Genomic DNA, 20,193 nt, shown 5'->3' on the forward strand with positions numbered 1-20,193 from the left:
CAAGTCGAACCGGCCTTGGGAGGGGAAGTGCCTGTTCGGCGCGCGTGTCGCACCTCGGGTCACGGCGGCATCACCTGCCCCGCCGATCGCGAAATAGGCCCTTTACGGCGCCTTTCCCCGCCGATTTCCGCAGGGCCTCTGACCTGGACGTACATCGGCCCTGGAAGATCGGGTAAATCGAACACGGGATCGATCGAACTCCCGTACGATGAGGGAGACGGCGAGATCGGCGATTTCGCTGGATATCGAACAATTGTTTGACGGTGATCTTGAATCGCGGTACGGTCGCTCTGTGCGACATGAGGAACACGGATTGAGAGGTGGCATCGTGGGTGACCGAAGTGAGCAAGCGGATGGCGTCAGCGACCTCGCGGTTCGCAGGCGCGACTCGCTTGGCCTCACCCCCAGGCAGCGGAAGATCCTCGAGGTGATCCGCGACTCGGTCCAGCAGCGCGGCTATCCGCCGTCCATGCGGGAGATCGGGGAGGCAGTCCAGCTGACGAGCACCTCCAGCGTGTCGCACCAGCTCACGGCGCTCCAGCGTAAGGGCTACCTCCGGCGTGACCCGCACCGCCCCCGGGCCCTGGAGGTCCGGCTGCCCGGAGAGCCGGTGCTGTGGGTGGATCCGGACGCCACCACCGAGGAGGAGGCCGGGTTCAACCGCCCGACGGCCGCGTACGTGCCGCTGGTCGGCCGCATCGCCGCCGGCGGTCCCATCCTCGCCGAGCAGAGCATCGAGGACGTGTTCGCACTGCCCAAGCAGCTCGTGGGCGAGGGCACGCTGTTTCTGCTCCAGGTCTCCGGCGACTCGATGATCGAGGCCGCCATCGCCGACGGCGACTGGGTCGTGGTGCGGCAGCAGCCGGTCGCCGACAACGGTGACATCGTGGCCGCCATGATCGACGGCGAGGCCACCGTGAAGACGTTCAAGCGCAAGGACGGGCACGTGTGGCTGGTGCCCCACAACCCCAACTACGAGCCGATCCCCGGTGACGAGGCGACCGTGCTCGGCAAGGTCACGGCCGTCCTGCGCAAGCTGTAGCGGCCGCCGGCGCCCCGCGGCACGACGCACCGCGGGGCGCGACGACCACCTTTCCGGCGGCCACTAATCGGCAATTAGGGTGAGTCGGGTGAATCTCGACTCGCTGTCCCTGGATGCGGCCCGCCGCCGTGACGGAATCAAATGGGCTCACGCCGCGTCCGGCGTCATCCCCGCCTGGGTCGCCGACATGGACTTCCCCGTGCCCGAGGCGGTCACGGAGGCCATCGCGAGACGCGCGGCCGCGGACCTCGGCTATCCCGCCTGGCTCGACGAGCCGACCGCCGGTCCCCTGGCGGAGGCGTTCGCCGAGCGCATGGAGGCGCGGCACGGCTGGCGAGCCGATCCGGCCCACGTGCGGTCCTACACCGACCTCAACCAGGCCCTCCAGGTGCTGCTGCACGTCATGACCGGCCCCGGCGACGCCGTGGCGCTGCACGTGCCGGCCTACGACCCCTTCCTCGCCACGATCACCGGGATGAACCGCCGCCTGGTGCCCATGCCGCTGACGGCCGACGGCCGGTTCGAGGTCCCCGGCGAGCCCGTCCGGGTGCTCCTGCTGGTCAACCCGCAGAACCCGTCGGGCCGCTCGTTCACCCGTGCGGAGCTCGAGGCGGTCGCCGCGTACGCCGACCGGCACGGCACGCTGGTTATCGCCGACGAGATCCACGCGGACCTGACGTACGCCCCGGCCCGGCACATCCCGTTCGCCACGATCCTCCCCGAGCGCACGGTCACCCTGACCTCCGCCAGCAAGGCCTTCAACATGGGCGGACTGCACTGCTCCGTGGCCCACATCGGCGCGAAGGACGTCAGGGACGCGCTCGGCCGCCAGCCCGCCCACATCTACGGGGCGCCCAGCGTCCTCGGCGTGGAGGCCACGGTGGCCGCGTGGCGGCACGGCGACGCGTGGCTGGAGGAGGTGCTGACGATCCTGGACCGCAACCGCAGGCGCATCGCCGAGCGGCTCCCGTCGGTCGGGTACCGCATGCCCGAGGCCACCTATCTCGCGTGGCTCGACTTCGGCGTGCCCGGCGCGGCGCACTTCCTCGAGCGGGAGGCCCGGGTCAAGCTCAACCCGGGCCCGAACTACGGAGGCGGCGACACCTTCGCCCGCCTCAACTTCGCGACGTCGGCGGCGATCCTGGAGGAGATCCTGGCCAGGATCGCCGCCGCGCTGGCGTGACGCGCCCGCTCAGCTCGCCGTGCAGCTGACCGAGGACGGGACGCCGTTGCTGCCGGACCAGCTGCCGTTGAAGCCGAACGTGGTCGAGGCGCCGGCCCCGAGCGCGCCGTTGTAGGACAGGTTGGTCACCGTGACGTTGGCGCCGCTCGCGCTGAGCGTGCCGTTCCAGAGCTGGCTGATGCTCTGGCCGTTCGGGAAGGCCCACTTCACGGTCCAGCCCGAGATGGCCGAGTTGCCGGCCTTCACCGTGACGTCACCCTGGAAGCCGCCGGGGTACTGGTTGGCGACCTTGTACGTGGCGGTGCAGGTCTTGCCGCCCTGAGACGACGGCGACGCCGACGGGGACACCGGAGGCGACACCGAGGGGGACGCGGACGGAGACACGGACGGCGACACGCTCGGCGAGACCTGCGGCGAGGGCGACACCGGCGGGTTGCCGCCCACGGGCGGGATGAGGTACGGCGAGATGATGCTCTGCTTGGCCTGGTCGACCGTGGCCCAGTCGTCCTTCAGGATGCCGCCCGTGTCACCCGAGTTGGGGTTCCACGACCAGTAGGTGAAGGACATGCCGTTCACTCCGGTGCCCATGTACTTCATGAGCTCCTGGAGCCAGACCTTGTCGATGTTGTTGGCCAGCGTGGTGCCGAACTCGCCGACCATGATCGGCGCGATGTTCTGCTTGTACAGGTAGCCCCAGTACTTGTCCCAGATGGCCGGCATGTTGGCCGGGTAGTTCGGGTCGTCGAACCAGTTCTGGTGGTAGACCGACGTGGCGTACTCGTGCGGCGAGTAGACGAGCCGGTTGGCCACGTTGAGCCGTACGGGGAACTGGCCGGCCTTGGTGAGGTTGCCGCCCCACCAGCCGCAGTCCTCGTCGTTGCTGGTGTCGTTGTCCCAGACGTTGGACAGGCCGCCGCTCGGGCAGCTCACGCCCTCCACGAAGATCAGCCAGTTGGGCTGCACGGACAGGATCGCGTTGCCCGCCCGCTCGGCCGCCAGGCGCCAGTCGCGCGCCTGGTCGCCGCAGCCCCAGCAGGAGCCGGTCGCGTTCGGGTTGGTGCCGTCCGCGTGCGGCTCGTTGTGCAGGTCCGCGCCGATGACGGTGGGGTTGCCGGCGTAGTGCTGGGCCAGCGACTTCCAGTTGCTGATCCAGGTCGACTCGGGGACGCCGGAGGTGTACCACAGCGCGGTCTGGCCCGCGCTGGTCGGCCGGTGCCGGTCGAGGATGATTCGCATGCCCTTCTGGCCCGCGTAGTCCACGACCTTGTCGAGGATCTGCAGCGGCGACAGGCCGATCAGGTCGGGGTTGGAGGCGGTGTTGACGCTCGTCGCCTGCGCGCCCGGCTTGAGCGCGTCGTCGGAGAACGGCACCCGCAGGGTGTTGTAGCCCAGGTTCGCCATGAGGTCGATCTGGCTCTTCCACGGGTTGTTCGCCCATAGCCCGTGGAAGGTCTTGTTGTCGGTCTCCATGCCGAACCAGTTGATGCCGGTCAGCCGGACCGTGGCGCCGGTGCTGTCGACGATCTTGTTTCCGCTGGTGTGCAGGTAGCCGGTGCCCGTGCCGGCGGCGTTCGCCGGCGTACCGGTGACGACGAGAACGGTCGCCGCCATCGCGGCGGCGGTCGCCAGCCCGCCGATGATGCGTCTGTACAAGACGTGCCTCCCACGCGGGGCGCACGCCGACGGTGAGCCATACGGTCAGGCGCGCACCCCAGACCACCGCCGGAGCGGTGGTGGTCGCGGCATGCCCTGACCGCACGCCTACTTCTCTATGACTAGTTTGTGGCTCGGGCGTAATTTTGTCCGGTAGGTCGGCCGATCGTCAACGTCCCCGGGGGTCACCGCAGCGGCGGCACCTCCGGCGGAGTCGCCGCAGGCCGCTCCTCCAGCGCCGCCAGGGCCAGCTCCACCGCCCGCGCGAGCTGCGGATCCCGCCCGGCGACCAGGTCCTGCGGGGTCATGACGACCTCGACGTCCGGGTCGACGCCGTGGTTCTCGACGCCCCACCCCTCGCCTTCCAGCCAGAACGAGTACCGCGGCTGCGTGACGACGGTCCCGTCCACGAGCGAGTACCGCGAGTCGATGCCGATCACGCCGCCCCAGGTCCGCGTGCCCACGAGCGGCCCGATGCCGCGGTTCTTGATCCCGGCACTGACAATGTCCCCGTCCGATCCGGCGTACTCGTCGGTGACGGCCACGACGGGCCCGCGGGGCGCGTCCTCCGGGTAGCGCGCCGGCTCGTACCCCCGGGCCAGCGACCACCCGGTCACCCGCCGCTGCAGCTTCTCCAGCACCAGCTCGGACACGTGCCCGCCGCCGTTGTCACGCACGTCCACGACGAGCCCGTCGAAGCCCATCTCGGTGTGCAGGTCCCGGTGGAACTGCGCCCACCCGGCCGACATCATGTCCGGCACGTGCAGATAGCCGAGCCGCCCGCCCGACGCCTCACGCACGAACGCCCGCCGTCCGGCCACCCAGTCGTGGTAGCGCAGCTGCGTCTCGTCGGCGATGGGCGTGACGACGACCCGGCGGGTCTCGCCGCCGGAGCCGGGCTGGACGGTCAGCTCCACCGGCCGCTCCGCCGTACCGGACAGCAGTGCCAGCGGCCCGCGGACCGGGTCGACCGGGCGCCCGCCGACGGCCACGATCGCGTCGCCCTCCCGGACGGCGACGCCGGGCGCGAGCAGCGGCGAGCGGGCCTCGTGGTCGGAGGACTCCCCCGGCAGAACGCGGCTGATCCGCCACACCCCGTTCTCGTCCCGGGCCAGGTCGGCGCCGAGCAGGCCCTGGCGGCGCCGGGGATCGCGGGCGCCGCCGCTGGGCCTCGCGTAGGCGTGGGAGGTGGCCAGCTCGCCCTGCACCTCCCAGAGCAGGTCGATCAGCTCGGAGTAGGCGCCTAACCGCTCCACGAGGGGCGCGTAGCGGTCGAGCGTGCCCGGCCAGTCCACGCCGTTCATGTCCGCCCGCCAGAAGTGGTCGCGCATGAGCCGCCCGGCCTCGTCGTACGCCTGCCGCCACTCGGCGACCGGATCGACGGTCACGACCACCCGGTCCAGGTCGATGGTGACGACCTCGTCGTCCTCCCCGGTGGCACGGGTCCGCAGGCCGTTCCCGCCGGTGGCCACCAGGCGGGTGCCGTCGCCGCTGACCTCGAAGGCCCCGAACTCCCCGCCGAGCTCGCCGAGCTTGCGCTTGACCAGGTCGTAGCGTTCCAGGACCGGCTCGCCGGGGTCGGTGCCGTCGCCGAGCTGGCCACCGAGCGGATGGCGCAGCCACAGCAGGCCGTCCTTGGCGGCACGCAGGTTGGAGTAGACGGCGGCGGGCACCGGCACGGGCACGATCCGCGCCGCGAGCCCGTCGGCGTCCACCTCGGTCACCGGCGGCGGGCCGGGCTCGCCGTCGTTCTTCGCGTTCTTGGCGCGCCGGGCGTCCGGCCCGGCGTCGTCCTCCCCGTTGAAGCCGCGGCCCGCCGGCGAGGGATCGAACGGCGACGGCGTGGTGGCCTTGAGCGGCACCAGGTACGGCCGGCAACTGGCGGGGAAGGACAGGTCGAAGACGTGACTGTCGTAGACCGGGTTGAACGTGCGGTCCGACAGGAAGGCCAGATACTTGCCGTCGCCGGTGAAGGAAGGGCTGTAGTCGTTGAACCGCGGCGGCGTCACCTCGATCGCGGTGCTGCCGTCCACGCGGGCGAGCTTCAGGTGCCGGCGCCAGGGCTGGTAGGCGTGCGCCCACGCGAGCCAGGCCGAGTCCGGCGAGAAGGTCAGGTGCTGCACGTCGCCGTGGGCGGTGCGGTCCAGCTCGCGGACGTCGCCGAAGTCGAGGTCCACCACCAGGAGCCGCCCGTCGTGCGCGGCGACCGCGACGTGCTTGCCGTCCGGCGCGGCGGCCAGGTCGAGCACCCGGCCGAGCTGCCCGGCGGCCAGGGTGCGGATCTCACCGCCGGGCGTGCCGATCTCCAGCGCGTCCTCGCCGGAGGCGTCCGACACCCAGACGGCCCGGCCCGCGCCGTCGAGGGGCCGCGGCAGCCGCACCCGGACGCCGGGCTCCGCGCGCAGCACGCCGGCGGGGCCGTCGCGGTGGGTCAGCCAGTGGGCGGTGCCGCGGATCTCCACCACGCTGGCCCGTCCGGTGCGGTCCGGCGCGAAGCCGCCGACCCGGTTCGGCGCGGGCCGCCTGGCCCGGGCCGGGCGCGGCCCGCTCAGGGTGACGTCCAGCTTGTACGGCTCGGCGTCCAGGCTCTCCAGCAGCCACAGGTCGCCGGCGAGGCTGTAGACGACGCGGGAGCCGTCCGTCGCGGCGTGGCGCGCGTAGAAGCCGCGGTGCGTGGTGTGCTGCCGCAGGTCCGAGCCGTCCGGCAGGCAGGAGTAGAGATTGCCGGCACCGTCGGTGTCGGCGAGGAAGGCCAGGCGCTCGCCCACCCACATGACCGACCAGTGCTGCGCCGGGTTGCCGGCGAACAGACGGCTGAACTCGCCGTCGCCCGCGGCGTCCACCCAGATCTTGGCCGCGGTGCCGCCGCGGTAACGCTTCCACTGCGACGGCTCGCGCCACACCGCCGAGACGGTCGCCACCTTGGCGCCGCTGACCGCGGCCTCGCTGACCCTGCCGTACGGCAGGGCCGTCACCGGGCCGCCGTCCAGCGGGACCGCACAGGCCCACTGCCGGGAGCGCGAGCCCTGGCCGGCCGCGGTGACGGCCAGCACGTTCCCGTCCTCGGTCCAGCCGCGCACGCCCGTCATGGCGTTGCCCCAGTGCGTGAGCCGCTCGCCCTCCCCGCCGTCCAGATCGGCGGCGAACACCTCGGGGTCGCCCTCGCGGGTGCTCGTCCACGCGATGCGCGTGCCGTCGGAGGAGAACCGGGGATGGGAGACCGGCACCCGGTCGGCCGTGAACCGCCACGCCCTGCCGCCGCCCGTGGGTGCCAGCCAGACGTCGTCGTCCGCCACGAAGGTGAGGAGGTCGCCGTTCAGATGGGGGAATCTCAGATACGCACCATTCGCCACATGCGCACCCTATGCCGAATGGCACCGGCTCCGCCGTACCGGACGGGTTCGTTCACGGTACGACGGAGCCGGGGTCACCCGTTACGGGACGATGTTGACGAGCTTCGGCGCCCGCACGATCACCTTGCGCGGCTCGCCGTCCAGGTAGGGCCGGACCTTATCCGACGCCAGGGCCAGCGCCTGCAGGTCGGCCTCGGTGATGTCCGGGGAGACCTCCAGCCGGTCGCGGACCTTGCCCGCCACCTGGACCACGGCCGTGACCGACTCCTGGACCAGCAGCGCCGGGTCGGCCTCGGGCCAGCCGGCCGTGGCGACCGACGGCGCGTGCCCGAGCCGCTCCCAGCCCTCCTCGGCGGCGTACGGCGCGACCAGCGACAGCATGATCGCCAGGGTCTCGGCGGCCTCGCGGACGGCCGGGTCGGCCGCGCCGGGGCCGGTGTCGATCGCCCGGCGGGCGGCCGAGGTCAGCTCCATCATGCGGGCCACCGCGACGTTGAACCGGTAGCTCTCGACGAGCTTGGTCACCTCGTCGATGGTCCGGTGGGTGACCTTGCGCAGCTCGACGTCGCCGCCGGAGAAGTCGGTCCCCGGGGCGGACGCCGCACCGGCCTCGGCCATCACGCGGAACGCGCGGGCCAGGAACTTCTGCGACGCGGCCGGCGAGACGTCGGCCCAGTCGATGTCGTCCTCCGGCGGCCCGGCGAAAACCATGGTCAGCCGGACGGCGTCCACGCCGTACGCGTCGATCTGCTGGCCGAGGTCCACGCCGTTGCCCAGCGTCTTCGACATCGCCTTGCCCTGGTTGATCACCTGGCCCTGGTTGAGCAGGCGCAGGAACGGCTCGGTGAAGCCGACCAGGCCCATGTCGTGCAGCACCTTGGTGAAGAACCGCGAGTACAGCAGGTGGAGCACCGCGTGCTCGACACCGCCGACGTACTGGTCGATCGGGCCCCACTTACGGACCTTCTCGACGTCGAACGGTCCGTCCTCGAAGTGCGGGTCGCAGTAGCGCAGGAAGTACCACGACGAGTCGACGAACGTGTCCATCGTGTCGGTGTCCCGCTGTGCGGGGCCGCCGCACTTGGGACACGCGACGTTGACCCAGTCGGCGGCGCTCGCCAGCGGCGAGACGCCCTTGGGCTGGAGGTCGGCGCCGCGCAGGTCGGGCAGCGTGACCGGAAGCTGGTCGTCGGGGACCGGAACCTCGCCGCAGTCCAGACAGTGGATGATCGGGATCGGGGTGCCCCAGAACCGCTGCCGCGACAGCAGCCAGTCGCGCAGCCGGTAGTTCACCGCGGCCCTGCCGGTGCCGCGCTCCTCCAGGACCTCGATGATCTTCTGGATCGCCTCGGCCTTCGTCAGCCCGTCCAGCGGGCCCGAGTTGACCAGGGTGCCCTCGCCCGGGGTGGCGACGCCGGTCTCGCCCGGGTCGGCCAGGCCGGTGTGCACGACGACTTGCACCGGCAGGCCGAACTTCATGGCGAAATCGAGATCGCGCTGGTCGTGCGCGGGCACCGCCATGATCGCGCCGTGGCCGTAGTCGGACAGCACGTAGTCGGCCGCCCAGACCGGGATGCGCTCTCCGTTGACCGGGTTGATCGCGTACGTCCCCAGGAAGACGCCGGTCTTCTCCTTCTCGGTGGACAGCCGCTCGATGTCGGAGAGTTTGGCGACCTCGGCGCGGTAGGCGGCCAGAGCATCACGCCGATCGGGGGCGACGATCTCCTCCGCCAGGGGGGCGTCGGCGGCCACCACGAAGAACGTCGCGCCGTACAGGGTGTCGGGACGCGTGGTGTAGACGGTGACGGGCTCGTCCCGGCCCTCGATCCGGAACTGGACGTCGGCCCCGGTGGAGCGGCCGATCCAGTTGCGCTGCATGGTCAGCACGCGATCCGGCCAGCCGCCCTCCAGCTGCGCCATGTCGTCGAGCAGCCGGTCGGCGTAGTCAGTGATCTTGAAGTACCACTGCGTCAGCTCGCGGCGGACGACGTCGGCGCCGCAGCGCTCGCACTTGCCCGCCACGACCTGCTCGTTGGCGAGCACGGTCTGGTCCTGCGGGCACCAGTTGACCAGGCCGCCCTTGCGGTAGGCCAGGCCCCGCTCGTAGAAGCGGGTGAACAGCCACTGGTTCCAGTGGAAGTACTCCGGGTCGCTGGTGTGCAGGCGCCGCGACCAGTCGAAGGAGATGGCGTACCGCTTGAACGAGTTCGCCTGGGTGTCGATGTTGGCGTACGTCCACTCGGCGGGGTGCGCGTTGCGCTTGATGGCCGCGTTCTCCGCGGGCAGGCCGAAGGAATCCCACCCGATCGGGTGCAGGACGTTGTAGCCCTTCTGGAACCAGTAACGCGCGACGACGTCGCCGATCGCGAAGACCTCGCCGTGCCCCATGTGGAGGTCGCCGGAGGGGTAGGGGAACATGTCGAGCATGTACTTGCGCGGCCTGGTGTCCGCGAGGTCCTCGACCGCCGCGAAGGGGTTCAGCTCCTCCCACCGCGGCAGCCACTTGGCCTGCAGCGCCTGCGGGTCGTACACCGGCTCGTCCACTTCCACTCCTCGCCAGGCGGCTGGAATCACACAGATGAAGGCGCGCCCGGGGCGGAACCCCGTCGCACTCCCCTTACCGCTGCGGCCCGCTCCGACCCGGTTGTCCGAACCGGGAGGGGAGGGCGGTCCGCGCTCTCACACTCCCGGTATGAGGCGGCTGCCTGCGCAGCAGGGTGCGGCACGCGTGTCAAGCGTAGCGCAGACCGCAAGTGAGTCGCCGATCGCTCGTGTGCCCCTCGGGCCGGGCCTTCGCCCCGTCCGGGCGAATCTCGTCGGTCGCGGCGCGCGCTCGCTGACCTCGTCTGTCAGACTGCGATATCCGATGGTGATAGTTCCGTTGTGGGCTCTTATGTCCATTCCCTTACTGTGCTGCCGTGGCCAACTCATATCCGCCCGCGGATTTGCCGATGCAGGACCCGCCCACCGACCCCACGGGTGAGCAGTTCCGCGAGGCATTCCGCGGTTTCGCTGCGGCAGCCCCCGGCTCGCATGAGATCATGCCAGGCACCCCCAATTCGGGCATGAACTCGGGAGGTACCGTGCCCACGGACCGCAGCGAACACCAGCGGGAACCGGCGTGGCCGGAGATCCCGCCGGCGTGGCCCGAGATGCCTCCGCCCTCCTCCTTCACCCCCACCGTCCGGTCCTTCGTCGAGGGGGCGCCGCAGCAGTCCCCGGACGCCACCGCGACCATGGCGGGCTCGCTTCCCGGCACGGCCCCCCGGCAGCCCGTCCCCGCCTTCGGTGAGCCCGACGCGCCCCGGCCCGCTCCTCCCTTCGGCGGCCCGGAGTCCTTCGCCGGCCACCCGCAGCCCGGCGCGCACCCGCAAGCCAGTGGGCACCCCCAGGCCGGCACGCGCCCCCAGGCCGCCGGGCACCCGCAGCCCGCCGGGCCCGCGGCCTTCGGCGACTTCGCGGCTTTCGGCAACCCCGCGCAGCCCGGTGGCCCCGCCCCCGTGTACGGCATGCCGGGCCCCGCGCAGAGTCGCGAACAGAGCCCGGGTCAGAACCACGGTCACGGCAACGGTCCCGGCCACGAACAGGGTCAGGCGGGCCCCCACGGGGCGGCGTTCCCCGGCGGTCCGGACCGCCCGCAGCCCTCCACGCCGTTCACTCCCTCGGTCCGCTCGTTCGCCGAGTCCGCCCCGCCCGTCTCCGCCCCGCCCGTCTCCGCCCCGCCCGTCTCCGCCGCGCCTGCGCCCCCGCCGCAGCCGGAGGATCCGTACCGGCCGTTCGTGACGGCGGGACAGATCAGCGGGCCGAAGACGCCTCCCGCGCATCGGCAGCAGGAGCTGTGGAACACGGTGTTCGGGGAGAACTACCGGGCCATCGACGAGTACGAGGAGGAGGAGCCCGGCCGGCCGGTCTGGCTGTACGCGCTGGTGGCCTCGGTCGTCGCCGCGCTGGTCGGGGTTCTCGTGTGGGCCTTCGCCGCCGGGCCGCTCAGCTCCGGCGACACGGCCGAGGCGGCGACGTCCGCCAAGCCCGCGCCCGCCAAGTCCGCCGCCACGGCCAAGCCGCAGGCGCAGGTCCCGCGGCTGCCCGTCTACAAGGGCGAGGCCTCCCCCGTGAACGGCGTGGTCACCGACACCGCCGCCCGGATCACGCTGCCCAAACTCGGCGGCCCCTGGCAGGCGGACGCCGACCCCGCTCAGATCAAGGCGACGTACGGCTTCACCAGCAGGCAGTACGTGCCCGCCGGCATGACCACCAAGGGCAAGCGGGAGTTCGCCCTGGTGATGTCGGGCCGGCTGGCCCAGTCGCTCGCCGTGAAGTACACCACGCCCGACAACCTGGGCCCTGTCGTGAGCGCGGTGATGTTCCGGGCGCGGCAGACCCAGTTCCCCAAGGACAACAAGGTCACCAAGGTCGCCCAGCAGCGCCTGGCCCGCAACGGCCTCACCGGCCTGACGGCCGCCTACAAGGTGACCGCCGACGGCGCGACCACCACGGTCGTGATCGCGGCCGTGAACACCGGCGCCGACCTGCCCACGATCGTGTACATGGCCGTGCCGCAGCTCAAGGACGATCTGCTTCCCGACATCAACACGGTCTTCCGGTCGATCAAGCCGATCGGCTGAAGTAGCGGCGGGGGGTGTCCACCAGCATCTGCCGGATCTGGTGGTCACCCACCCCGCGCTCGCGCAGGGCCGGCAGCACGTCGTCGTGGATGTGGTCGTACCGCCAGTTCGGCGTCACCTGCATGACCTGGTCCCACGCCCCGCCGAAGTAGTCCATGAAGCACGCCGCGTCGTGGCTCAGCACCATGCGGTCGGCGTAGCCGCGCTCGCACAGCGCCGCGATCGTCTCCACCCGCGCGGGCGTGGGGTTGTAGAGGTCCAGGCCGAAGCGGTCCATGCCCAGGATCGCGCCGGTGTCGGCCAGGCGCATGAGGTAGTCGAGGTCGTTGGAGTCCCCGGCGTGGCCGATCACGATCGCCCGCGGGTCCACGCCCTCCGCGACGAAGAGGTCGAGCGCGGCGAGGCCGCTGCGGGCCGCGGCGTTGGTGTGCACGGTGACGGGTGCGCCGGTCCGCAGGTGAGCCTGTGCCACGGCCCGGCAGATCCGCTCGACGCCGGGGGTGAGCCCCTGCTGTTCGACCACGCACTTGAGGAACGCCGCCTTCACCCCGGTGTCGGCGATCCCCTCGGTGATGTCCCGGACGAAGTCGTCCACCATCGGCTCGGGCATGTCCATGACGAGGCCCGGCCCGCGCATCTCGTACTGGTGCGGCACGCTCTCGAACATGTACAGGCCGGTGGCCACGATGATGTTGAGTCCCGGCACCTCGGCGGCGATCCGCCGCACCCGGGGGATGTAGCGGCCCAGTCCCCAGACGGTGGGGTCGACGATCGTCGTGACCCCCTTGGCCACCAGCGACCGGAGCTTGGCGATCGCGTCGGCGACCCGGGTCTCCTCGTCCCACCACGCGCCGCGGCCGTAGTTGTCCAGATGCTCGGTCGCCAGCACGAAGACGTGCTCGTGCATCAGCGTCTCGCCGAGGTCGTCCACCTCGACGGGGCCGCGTACGGTGTTCACCGTGGCCATGCGGGCACCGCCCAGGTCAGAAGTCACAGGTCATGTGCTTGATGCCGTTGATGAAGCTGGACAGCAGGCGCTCCGGCTCGCCCGCCTCGATCTGGGGGATCCGCCGCATCAGCTCGCGGAACATCGCCGTGATCTCGCGGCGGGCCAGGTGCGCGCCGAGACAGAAGTGGGGGCCCGGGCCGCCGAAGCCGACGTGCGGGTTGGGGTCGCGCCGGATGTCGAAGCGCAGCGGGTCGTCGAACACCCGCTCGTCGCGGTTGGCGGCCCAGTAATACAGCAGGACCTTCTCGCCCTTGCGGTAGAGGTTGCCGTTCATCTCGTGGTCGCGGGTGACCTTGCGGCGCATGTAGTTGACCGGTGCGGCCAGCCGGACGATCTCCTCGATCGCGCGCGGCGCCCGGCCCTCGAAGTCCTCCAGCCACAGCCGCCGCTGCCCGGGGTTGAGGGCGAGCAGGCGCATGCCGTGCGAGATGGCGTTGCGGGTGGTCTCGTTGCCCGCCACGACGAGCAGGATGAAGAACGAGCCGAGCTCCTGGGCGGTCAGCCGCTCCCCGTCGATGTTGGCGTTGACCAGGGACGAGGTGAGGTCGTCGGTGGGCGTCTCCATTCGCAGCGCGGCCAGGTCCTGGACGAGCTGCTGCAGCTCCATCCCCGCGGTGAGCAGCGCGTGGGCGATGTCCTCGCGGTCGCTGACGTACTCGGGGTCGGTGGCGCCGAGGACGATGTTCGACCGGTCGAAGACGAACTGGTAGTCCTTCTCCGGAATGCCCATCATGTCGCAGATGATCTTCAAAGGCAGCTTCGCGGCCACCTCGGTGACGAAGTCGCAGCCCGGGCCGGTCTCCAGCAATTCGTCGACGATGCGCGTGGCGGCGGCGTCCACGTCGGACTCGAACTGCTTGATCATCCTCGGCGTGAAGGCGCGCGAGACGATCCGCCGCAGCCGCGCGTGGCGCGGGTCGTCCATGTTGATCATCGAGCCGAAGTACTCGGCGAACTCCGCCGGCAGGTCCGGGATGTTGGTGGCCCCGCCGTCGCCCGAGCAGAAGACCTCCGGGTTGCGGCTGGCCTCCAGGATGTCGGCGTGCCGGACGAGCGCGTGGTAGCCCGGTCCGGTGGCGCCGGCGAAGCTGAACTCCGGCTCGGGGAAGAAGGCGGGCTTGTCCAGGTCGCGCAGCAGCCGGAACGCGTGTTCCCGCTCCGCGTCGGGGCGGCCCCAGAAGTTCCAGTCGTTCAGGTCGATGTCGGCGGCCGAGGTGATGGGCGTGCGCCCCGCGGGCTCCGTCGGCTGTGTCGTCATGGAGAGGCCGGCCCCTTCCGAGTGACTAGAACCATATTCGGTCGTCAGTCTGCCACACTCCCCGGCTCGGCCACAGGGCCTCTTCGGGCGGGGAAAGGCGCGTCGTCGCCGGAGGAGGACGGCAGCGCGGTCGCCTGGGTCAGGCGGTAGCGCGAGGGCGGGATGCCGTACAAATCGACGAACGCCTGGCGGAGGGCCTCGGCCGTGCCGAAGCCGCAGCGGGCCGCGACGGCGGCCATGGGCAGCGAGGTGGAGGCGAGCAGGTGGGCGGCGGCCTCCGTGCGGGCCCGGCGGACGAACCGGCCCGGCGTCTGCCCCGTGTGCTTGAGGAACAGGCGGGTCAGGTGGCGCTCGCTCACGCCCGCCCCGGCCGCCAGGGCGGTGGTCGACAGGTCGGCGTCCGGGTGGCCGGTGACGTGGTCGACGACGCGCTTGACCAGGTCGTCGCCGGGCGGCGGGCCCTCGGTGAACATGCTCATCTGCGCCTGGTTGCCGGGGCGTTGCAGGTAGGTCACCAGGTTGCGGGCCACCTGCCTGGCGAGGGCCGGGCCGTTGTCCTCCTCGATGAAGGCGAGGGTGACGTCCAGCGCGCTGGTGACGCCGGCGGCCGTGGTGACGTTGCCGTCGCGGATGAAGATCGGGCGGGCGTCGACGGCGACCTTCGGATGGCGGGCGGCGAGCGTGTGCGCGAACTGCCAGTGCGTGGTGGCGCGCCGCCCGTCGAGCAGACCGGCGGCGGCCAGCACCGCCGCGCCCGTGCACACCGACGCGACCCGGCGGCTCTCCCGCGCCAGCCGCCGGACGTGGCCGACGATCACCCGGTTGGCGGCCGCCTCCTCGTGCCCGATCCCGCCCGAGACGAGGAGCGTGTCCAGCGGCCCGGTGAGGCGTTCGAGCGCCTGCTGCCCCTGCAGCGTCAGGCCGCTGCCGCAGGTGACGGGCAGGCCCGACGGGGTGGCCAGGCACACGTCGTAGCACGGGGACGCGCCGTGGGCGTTCGCCATGATCAGCGTCGACGTCACGCAGGCGATGTCGACGAGCTCCGCCGTGTGGTATCCGACCACGACCATGCGCCGCTGGGTCATGACACGACTGTAGGCCGGACGGACCGGGAGCCCAAGATTCCGGACCTGTCCCTCTCTCCCTCCTTGGCGCGTCCCGGGGCCGCCCGGACAGTTGGGCCATGACACACACGACGCCCGAAAGGCACGCCGCGCGGCGATGGGGCCGTTTCGCCCTCCACTACCTCGAGATGGTCGTCGCGATGTTCCCGGGGATGGTCGCGCTCGGCCTGCTGTGGTCCGCCCTGGGGATCGATCCCTCGTACGACCGCGAGCCCGAGCTCGCCTATCTGCTGATGGCGTTCGACATGTCGGCCGGCATGGCCGCCTGGATGCGCGTGCGCGGCCACGCCCGGGCCCCGGCCCTGGAGATGTGCGGCGCGATGTTCGCCCCGGTCGTGCCGCTGTTCCCGCTGCTGTGGCTGGGCCTGATCGACGGCATGACACTGATGGTCGCGGCCCACGTCGCCATGTTCCCGCTGATGCTGGCGGTCATGCTGCGGCGCCGCGCCGAGTACGCCCACTGAGAGCCGGGGCGACCGGGGTGACCGGCCCCCCGAAATACGCCCTCCGAGCCGTTACGCTGAGGTACCTACCGGTTGGTATGGACCGAGGGTCCGACAGAAGAGGGAGCGGCAGATGCTCAACCTGGCCGTCGTGCTGGAAGACAGCGCACGAGACACGCCCGACGCCACAGCGGTCGTCTTCGGAGACCTCCGCCTGCCGTACTCACTCGTGAACACCATCGCCAACCAGGTCGCCAACCTGCTCGTCTCGCGCGGGATCGGCAGGGGCGACAAGGTGGCGCTGGCCTGCCCCAACCTGCCGTACTTCCCGTTCGTCTACTACGGGATCCTCAAGGCGGGCGCGACCGTCGTCCCGCTGAACGTGCTGCTGCAGACCAGGGAGATCGCCTATCACCTGAACGACTCCGACGCCAAGGCCTTCTTCTGCTTCGAGGGCTCACCGGAGCTGCCGCTGGGCGAGCGGGGCCGCGGCGGTTTCGCCGAGACCGAGGTCACCGAGCACTTCTTCGTGCTGCCGGCCACGCCGTTCGCGACCGAGTCCGAGCTGGGCGAGACGCTCTGGGCCGCCCTCGACGGGGTGTCCGGCGAGTTCGAGACCGTGCAGACCTCGGCCGAGGACACGGCGGTGATCCTCTACACCAGCGGCACCACCGGCCAGCCGAAGGGCGCCGAGCTCACCCACCAGAACATGGTCATGAACGCCATCGTCAGCGACGAGATGTTCCCCCGGCAGGCGCAGAACACCTACCTCGTCACGCTGCCGCTGTTCCACTCCTTCGGCCAGACCGTGTTGCTGAACGCCGGTTTCCGGCGCCGCGGCACGCTCGTGCTGATGCCGCGCTTCGAGCCGGCCGAGGCCCTCGCGCTGATGAAGCGGGAGGAGGTCACGCTGTTCGCCGGAGTGCCGACGATGTACTGGGCGATGCTCACCGCGGTGCAGACCGGGGCCGCCGAGGTGCCGTCGTCGCTGGTCACGGCGGTCTCCGGCGGCGCCGCGCTGCCGGTGGAGGTGCTCAAGGACTTCAGCGCGGCGTTCGGCGTGGACATCCTGGAGGGCTACGGCCTGTCGGAGACCTCTCCGGTGGCGTCGTTCAACCAGCCCGGCAGGCCCGCCAAGGCCGGCTCGATCGGCACCCCGATCTGGGGCGTGGAGATGAAGCTGGTCGACGCCGGCTGGAACACGGCCGGCGACGTCGGCGAGATCGCCATCCGCGGGCACAACATCATGAAGGGCTACTACAACCGGCCCGAGGCGACCGCCGAGGTGATGAAGGACGGCTGGTTCCGCACCGGCGACGTGGCCCGCCGCGACGAGGACGGCTACTACTTCATCGTCGACCGGGCCAAGGACATGATCATCCGCGGTGGGTTCAACGTGTATCCCCGGGAGATCGAGGAGGTCCTCATGACCCACCCGGCCGTCTCGCTCGCCGCGGTCGTCGGGGTCCCCCACGACTCCCACGGCGAGGAGATCAAGGCGTACGTGATCCGCAAGCCCGGCGCCACGACCACCGAGGAGGAACTGGTGGCCTGGTGCAAGGAGACGATGGCGGCCTACAAGTACCCGCGGATCGTGGAGTTCCGCGAGTCCCTGCCGATGACCGCCACCGGCAAGATCCTCAAGCGCGAGCTGCGCTGACCGATCAGGGCCAGTCGAGGGACGGGCGCAGCGGAACGTGCGACCGTCCCTCGTCGAGCCGGACGCCGAGCACCTGGTGGAGCTGCACCTTGTTGCGCTCGAACCCGACGACGGAGCCGGCCATGTAGAGCCGCCAGACCCGGGCGGTGCCCTGGCCGACCTCCTCGACCGCCTCGTCCCAGTGGGCGTCGAGGTTCTTGCACCATTCGCGCAGCGTCAGCGCGTAGTGCTCGCGCAGGTTCTCCTCGTGGCGGATTTCGAACCCGGTGTCCTCCATCTGGCGGATCAGGTAACCCACCGACTCCAGCTCGCCGTCCGGGAAGACGTAGCGGTTGATGAACCCGCTCTTGTTGATGCTCTTCTCCGTGCTGGTCGGACGGGTGATGCAGTGGTTGAGCAGGCGCCCGCCCGGCTTGAGCTTGCCGTACAGGAAGGAGAAGTAGGACGGCAGGTTGTCCTTGCCGATGTGCTCGGTGAGGCCGATCGAGCTGACCCGGTCGAAACCGGTTTCCGCGACGTCGCGGTAGTCCATGTGACGGACCTCGGCGAGCTCCGACAGCCCGGCCTCGGCGATGGCCTTCTGCGCCCACTCGGCCTGCTGGCGCGACAGCGTGACGCCGAGGCCCTTCACGCCGTATTCCTTGGCCGCGTGCATGACCATGCCGCCCCAGCCGCAGCCGACGTCGAGCAGGCGCATGCCGGGCTTGAGGCCGAGCTTCTTGGCGACCAGGTCGAATTTCGTGTACTGCGCCTCCTCCAGCGTCGCGTCCGCCCGCGGGAACGTCGCGCACGTGTACGCCATGGAGGGGCCGAGCACCCACTCGTAGAAGCGGTTGGAGACGTCGTAGTGGTGATGGATCACCTCGGCGTCGCGCTGCTTGGCGTGCCTGCTGCCCAGCTTGGCCAGGGTGCTCTGCCGCGCCTCCTGCGGTGGCGGCGGAACGCGCATCAGCAGCGGCTTGATCCCGAGCGAGCGGACCGCGGCGATCTTCTCACTCAGCGGCAGGTCGTTGAGTGTCAGCGACCACATCCGGTCGAGCAGGGTGTACATGTCACCGTGCACGTCGATGTGCCCGGAGATGTACGCACGGGCGAGGCCGAGCTCCCCCGGCGCCTGCGCGAGGTAGGCCACCGCCACCGGCGACTTCACCTCGATGCGGACGTCCGCGCCCAAGGATCCGGCCTTGCTGCCGTCGTAGGCGACGAACTCGACGCCTGCGTCAGGACCGACGATCTTCTCAAAGATCTCCGCAAGAGTCATTGCACCTCTCCCGACGTTTCGACGCCTACCTGCCCCTGACGCACTTGTCATAGAGGTCGAGTAGCCGGCCACCCGGGTCGTAGGCGCGTTTGACCGGCCAGTAGGCGTCTCCGTTGTAGAGCCGCCAGAACTCCTCACGCTCATAGAAAGAGGTGGAGTACAGCGACTTGTGGCCGTCGAGCGAGTGCACCGCCCGCTCGATCAGCCGGTTGTGGTACCCGTCGTACTGACCACGCGGCAGCGGCACCATGCCCCAGAAGCCGAAGTTCACGTACAGACGGCCGGGCTCCAGGGGGTAGAGCGACCACCGGCCGGTCGCCCTGAGCGGGCACATCCACACCGGGGTCATGCCGACCCTGTCGTGGAAGACCTCCAGGAACTCGGCGCCGCGCTCGACCGGCACCTCGACGTCCTGGATCACCGACTCGTGCACCGGGTTGTTACGCCAGCGGTCGATGCGGGCGGTCACGCCGTACCTCTGGTCGAGGCCGACGAGCTTGCGGTAGACGTCCGAGCGCAGGTAGCGGCGCGGCAGGAGCGAGCGGACCAGCGGCTGCTGCACGCCGAAGGCGCGCGAGCACCAGAACCAGTCGGTGTCCCAGCGCCACAGGTAGTCGCGCACGGTCAGCCAGTCGCGCACGCGGCTGCGGATCGACTGGTAGTAGATCCGCATGCCGGTGTAGTCGGACGTGTAGGGGGCCCGGTCGGAGAACGAGCCCACCGTGATGTACAGCTCGTCGGGGCCGAAGAACGTGCCGTCGACGAAGTCGACCTGCTCGCCGTCGTGCTCGCGCCTCTCGCAGATCTCCTGCATGGCGAGCATGCACTTGTCGGCGTCGCTGAAGCGGATGTGCGTCAGCTTGACGTACGGCTTCACCCGGGCCAGCTTGATGCGGATGCGCAGGGCGTAGCCGAGCGTGCCGTAGGAGTTGGGGAACGCCCGGAACAGGTCCGCGTGCTCGTTGTCGGCCCGGGCCACCACGATCCGCCCGTCGCCGGTGAGGATCTCCAGTTCCTCGACCGACTCGTGCGGCAGGCCGTCCTTGAAGCTCGTCGACTCGATGCCGAGGCCGGTGACCGCGCCGCCCAGCGTGATCGTCTTGAGCTGCGGCACGACGTACGGCATGAGCCCGTGCGGCAGCGTCGCGTCCACGAGGTTCTCGTACGTGGTCATGCCCTGGACCTCGGCCGTCATCGTCGCCGGGTCCACGTGGATGACCTGGTCCAGATCGCGGGCGGACAGCGATGCCGTCTTGGCCGGCGTACGGAAGCGGAACAGGTTCGTCGTCGCCTTGGCCAGCCGGGGAGCCGCGTCCGCGGGAATGGCGGCGTAGGAGTCCCTGATCTGCTCGACGGCCTTGCTATGGGCGGTCATACTGGCCGTGCGCTCTGGCATGACACCACCCCCATGGATCGTAGAGATCGCCTTCTTGGCACGCTATCCCCGGAGGGGAACGCAGACCAGAGTAGACACGTTACGCCCGCGAAAACTATCCGGTGTTCTCACGACGGCCCACCGGCGTAGATCGTATCTCGCCTCTTTTCATCGCCTCCGCCGCCCCTGGTGTAACTGTGGAAACCG

13 protein-coding genes are annotated in these 20,193 nt (G+C 70.6%); 5 read left to right on the forward strand and 8 right to left on the reverse strand.

The features are described from left to right. The first annotated feature begins 325 nt into the window (after positions 1-325). Entirely contained in the window at positions 326-1,042 is a 717-nt protein-coding gene (gene lexA / locus AAH991_RS12680; protein WP_169950829.1) for a transcriptional repressor LexA, read from the forward strand. Between the two features lie 88 nt (positions 1,043-1,130). Further along, positions 1,131-2,225, forward strand: coding sequence for a MalY/PatB family protein (locus AAH991_RS12685; RefSeq protein WP_346225978.1), 1,095 nt, complete (start codon positions 1,131-1,133; stop codon positions 2,223-2,225). Between the two features lie 9 nt (positions 2,226-2,234). On the opposite strand, the gene AAH991_RS12690 is transcribed toward AAH991_RS12685, so the two are convergent. The 3 genes from AAH991_RS12690 to leuS all read right to left on the reverse strand — a co-directional run bounded on the left by AAH991_RS12690 (position 2,235) and on the right by leuS (position 9,775). Next, the gene (locus AAH991_RS12690) at positions 2,235-3,878 is read right to left on the reverse strand and encodes a cellulase family glycosylhydrolase (RefSeq protein ID WP_346225979.1); all 1,644 of its coding nucleotides are present in this window, start codon (positions 3,876-3,878) and stop codon (positions 2,235-2,237) included. A gap of 185 nt (positions 3,879-4,063) precedes the next feature. Beyond that, positions 4,064-7,231: a S41 family peptidase gene (locus tag AAH991_RS12695; RefSeq protein WP_346225980.1), complete on the reverse strand. Its 3,168-nt coding sequence runs from the start codon at positions 7,229-7,231 to the stop codon at positions 4,064-4,066. An 81-nt stretch (positions 7,232-7,312) separates the two neighbouring features. Then, positions 7,313-9,775: a leucine--tRNA ligase gene (leuS, locus tag AAH991_RS12700; RefSeq protein ID WP_346225981.1), complete on the reverse strand. Its 2,463-nt coding sequence runs from the start codon at positions 9,773-9,775 to the stop codon at positions 7,313-7,315. Positions 9,776-10,314: 539 nt separating this feature from the next. Between leuS and AAH991_RS12705 the strand changes: the two genes are divergently transcribed. After that, positions 10,315-11,856, forward strand: a complete 1,542-nt coding sequence (locus AAH991_RS12705) for a hypothetical protein (RefSeq protein WP_346225982.1) — start codon at positions 10,315-10,317, stop codon at positions 11,854-11,856. On the opposite strand, the gene AAH991_RS12710 is transcribed toward AAH991_RS12705, so the two are convergent. From AAH991_RS12710 to AAH991_RS12720, 3 genes are read right to left on the reverse strand one after another with little or no spacing between them, the layout of a single operon-like run. Further along, positions 11,840-12,823, reverse strand: coding sequence for a phosphotriesterase family protein (locus AAH991_RS12710; protein WP_346225983.1), 984 nt, complete (start codon positions 12,821-12,823; stop codon positions 11,840-11,842). The two genes, AAH991_RS12705 and AAH991_RS12710, sit on opposite strands and share 17 nt — an antisense overlap. Positions 12,824-12,839: 16 nt before the next feature. Then, positions 12,840-14,123 (reverse strand): cytochrome P450, encoded by a 1,284-nt coding sequence (locus tag AAH991_RS12715; RefSeq protein WP_346225984.1) that lies wholly within the window; start codon positions 14,121-14,123, stop codon positions 12,840-12,842. Between the two features lie 44 nt (positions 14,124-14,167). Then, entirely contained in the window at positions 14,168-15,208 is a 1,041-nt protein-coding gene (locus AAH991_RS12720) for a GlxA family transcriptional regulator (protein WP_346225985.1), read from the reverse strand. Between the two features lie 98 nt (positions 15,209-15,306). Between AAH991_RS12720 and AAH991_RS12725 the strand changes: the two genes are divergently transcribed. Both AAH991_RS12725 and AAH991_RS12730 read left to right on the forward strand, forming a co-directional pair. Then, positions 15,307-15,711, forward strand: coding sequence for a hypothetical protein (locus AAH991_RS12725; protein WP_346225986.1), 405 nt, complete (start codon positions 15,307-15,309; stop codon positions 15,709-15,711). 112 nt (positions 15,712-15,823) lie between these two features. Further along, positions 15,824-17,350, forward strand: coding sequence for a long-chain-fatty-acid--CoA ligase (locus AAH991_RS12730; RefSeq protein ID WP_346225987.1), 1,527 nt, complete (start codon positions 15,824-15,826; stop codon positions 17,348-17,350). A gap of 4 nt (positions 17,351-17,354) precedes the next feature. Here the strand turns inward: AAH991_RS12730 and AAH991_RS12735 are convergent, their stop codons facing one another. After that, entirely contained in the window at positions 17,355-18,611 is a 1,257-nt protein-coding gene (locus AAH991_RS12735) for a class I SAM-dependent methyltransferase (protein WP_346225988.1), read from the reverse strand. A gap of 25 nt (positions 18,612-18,636) precedes the next feature. After that, a complete protein-coding gene (locus AAH991_RS12740; protein ID WP_346225989.1) occupies positions 18,637-20,007 on the reverse strand; it encodes an FAD-binding oxidoreductase in 1,371 nt (456 codons plus the stop codon). Between the last annotated feature and the right edge of the window lie 186 nt (positions 20,008-20,193).

The sequence above is a fragment of the Microbispora sp. ZYX-F-249 genome (assembly GCF_039649665.1).
Lineage (GTDB): Bacteria > Actinomycetota > Actinomycetes > Streptosporangiales > Streptosporangiaceae > Microbispora > Microbispora maris.

Coding starts and splice junctions, on each gene's coding strand:
- AAH991_RS12725 (WP_346225986.1), top strand. CDS start 15,307: ATGACACACACGACGCCCGAAAGGCACGCCGCGCGGCGATGGGGCCGT.
- AAH991_RS12715 (WP_346225984.1), bottom strand. CDS start 14,123: ATGACGACACAGCCGACGGAGCCCGCGGGGCGCACGCCCATCACCTCG.
- AAH991_RS12735 (WP_346225988.1), bottom strand. CDS start 18,611: ATGACTCTTGCGGAGATCTTTGAGAAGATCGTCGGTCCTGACGCAGGC.
- AAH991_RS12720 (WP_346225985.1), bottom strand. CDS start 15,208: ATGACCCAGCGGCGCATGGTCGTGGTCGGATACCACACGGCGGAGCTC.
- AAH991_RS12740 (WP_346225989.1), bottom strand. CDS start 20,007: ATGCCAGAGCGCACGGCCAGTATGACCGCCCATAGCAAGGCCGTCGAG.
- AAH991_RS12710 (WP_346225983.1), bottom strand. CDS start 12,823: ATGGCCACGGTGAACACCGTACGCGGCCCCGTCGAGGTGGACGACCTC.
- AAH991_RS12730 (WP_346225987.1), top strand. CDS start 15,824: ATGCTCAACCTGGCCGTCGTGCTGGAAGACAGCGCACGAGACACGCCC.